This is a genomic window from Brevibacillus nigriterrae (assembly GCF_049846925.1).
GTDB lineage: Bacteria > Bacillota > Bacilli > Brevibacillales > Brevibacillaceae > Brevibacillus_H.
This window is the reverse complement of sequence record NZ_JBNCMT010000070.1, coordinates 1-2,371: the sequence shown is the minus strand read 5'-3', so window position 1 is coordinate 2,371 and position 2,371 is coordinate 1. Positions and strand designations below refer to the sequence as shown.

Annotated in this window: 2 protein-coding genes; both read right to left on the bottom strand. The window is 42.7% G+C overall.

Translation table 11 applies throughout. From position 1 onward, the window contains the following. Positions 1–97 precede the first annotated feature (97 nt). A complete protein-coding gene (istB, locus tag ACPW7N_RS26450; RefSeq protein ID WP_425654862.1) occupies positions 98–841 on the bottom strand; it encodes an IS21-like element helper ATPase IstB in 744 nt (247 codons plus the stop codon). Then, positions 838–2,346, bottom strand: a complete 1,509-nt coding sequence (istA, locus tag ACPW7N_RS26445) for an IS21 family transposase (protein WP_425654861.1) — start codon at positions 2,344–2,346, stop codon at positions 838–840. The genes istB and istA overlap by 4 nt, the downstream gene beginning before the upstream one ends. Positions 2,347–2,371 lie beyond the last annotated feature (25 nt).

The window sequence follows — 2,371 nt, the reverse complement described above, 5'->3', positions numbered from 1 at the left end:
TGTGAATGTCAACCAAAAAGTTGACCACCGTGCTCATCAAAAAATTGACCACCATGGCAAAATATAACCACCCGCTGGGTGGGTAACTTTTTCATGATCACGAGTGTTTAAGACTCTGCTTAAACCGGTAGCTGTCACCGTTCATCGGAAAAACATGTGACCGATGTGTAAGTCTATCAACTAGAGCAGCGGTCATTTGTTCATCTTTAAATACTTGTGTCCAATTAGCAAAGTCTAAGTTACTGGTGAGGATCATACTCCCTTTCTCATAGCGTGCAGAACAAAACTGGAAAAGAAGCTCAGCGCCTGATTTGCTTAGGGGGACAAATCCCACCTCATCAAGAATAACAACATCTACTTTCATCCACTGCTTCTCTAACTGAAGCAATCTCTTCTCAGTTTGTGCTTCCATTAGCTCGTTGCATATTCTAGCGGCTGTCCAAAACTGAACGGTAAAACCATGACGACAAGCCTCCATCCCTAGCGCAATCGAAAGATGCGTCTTTCCTGTCCCTGAGTTCCCAATAAAAATGACATTCTCAGCTTTTTCAATATACTCACAGCGAGCAAGTTGGAGAATCTTTGGTTTATTCAGTGAAGGAATACAAGAAAAATCGTACTGATCGAAGGTTTTCGTACTAGGAAACTTGGCTTGCTTAATTCTCAAAGCGATCTGATTAGCATCACGTTGCATAACTTCCTGTTCAAAAAGAGCGAGAAGGAAATCCTCGTAAGGGATTTGGCGTTCCAATGCATCGTGAGCTATTTCCTTATAGCACTTCTTAATGGCGGGTAGACGAAGGCGTTTGGCATAGGTTTCAAGCAAAAATGAGGTACTCAATGAACCACACTCCTTCTATGTAACAAGTCGTTATATTGTTTTAGGTTCGGCGCTTGTACTTGAATCATTGGTACATGAGTATTCTTAGCCAGTGAAAGTCGAGGAATTCGATGTTCTGGTAACGTCCGTTGATAAAGCATTTGCCTTACGGCATCATACTGAAACAATCCCTTTTCACAGCATTCTCGTAGAGTCTCTTCTACTAGAGAAGGATTAAACTCCCGGTGTAATAAGAGGACTCGAACAAACTCTTTCAATCCATTAGGTCGATGTTTGCACTTATCCAAAAACTGTTGATAGATGAATGGCAATTGAGCCTGACGTAATGGTCGGGCGTATGGAACAGCTCCTGGGCGAATGAGAAGAAGATCGAGGTAGTGGTCATAGTTCAAAATCTCTTTTCCCTTCTCAAAGCAACGTTTATGTGTAGTCACTAGTTCTCCCTTATGATAGATCGCAAGATCATCAGCGTAGACTCGGCAAGATAGTTCGGCAGAAGCGTGTGAAACAGGAACAGAATAAGCATTCTGTTCAAATGTGATCATTGAAAGTGAATTGCTCTTAAGTGATACCTCGCGGTAGCATTCCAAAGAACGAGAAGGCAATGGTAGCATCTGATCTTTCTCCTGCAAGAATGCTTCTCCTACAGTCATAGAGGAACGAGGAACCTTTTGGTTCTCGTATGCCATACATTTTTCAATTAGCCATTGATTCAATTCGTCTAAGGATGATACAGAGGGTATTGGAGTAAAGAACTGTTGTTTTGTGTACCTCACAAGGTTTTCAACTTGCCCTTTTTGGTTTCCCTTTGCTGGTTCACAGAAGTGGCTTTCAAAAAGGTAGTGTGCACGCAACTGAGTAAACCGTTCTTGTTCTTCTCGGTTCTTCCCTTCGAGAATTTTTTTAACGGCGGTCTTTAGATTGTCGTAGGTGATGGTCTGAGGAACTGCTCCAAAAAACTCAAAGGCATCAACATGACCTTGCAAGAGAGCCTCCGTCTTCTGATGAAAGAATGTTTTGACAAAGATCTTCCGACTATACGTACAACGTAAACAAAACACTTGAACCGTGATCTGCTTTCCAAGCAGGATAACATCCACTTCGCCCCAGTCAAACTGAGCGAACTTCCCAGGAGGGAATTCAAGGGGAACAAACGCTTTTGGTGGACAGACTCGCAGCTCTCTAACATAGCGACGAACGGTAGATTCACCGCCGGTGAAATCATATTCCTCTACAAGTCTTTGATAGATACGTTTTGCAGTATGACGCTGCTTTGGCGGGGCTTGTTCATCTTGGTGCAGCCATTCCAAGATTATGGGTTTAACGGAGTCTATAACAGGGCGAGGCTTTGATTTGGAAAGCTTGTACACTGGAATTTCAGTTGAAGTAAGCGCCTTTCGAATCACTTGTCTTGAATATCCACTCTCTCTTGAGATTTGTCGGATGGGTTTGCCTAGCACGAAGTGCTGTTTCCTGATAAACTCATAATTAGCCATCTGAAGCATATTCCTTTCCTCCTATATCTTGTTG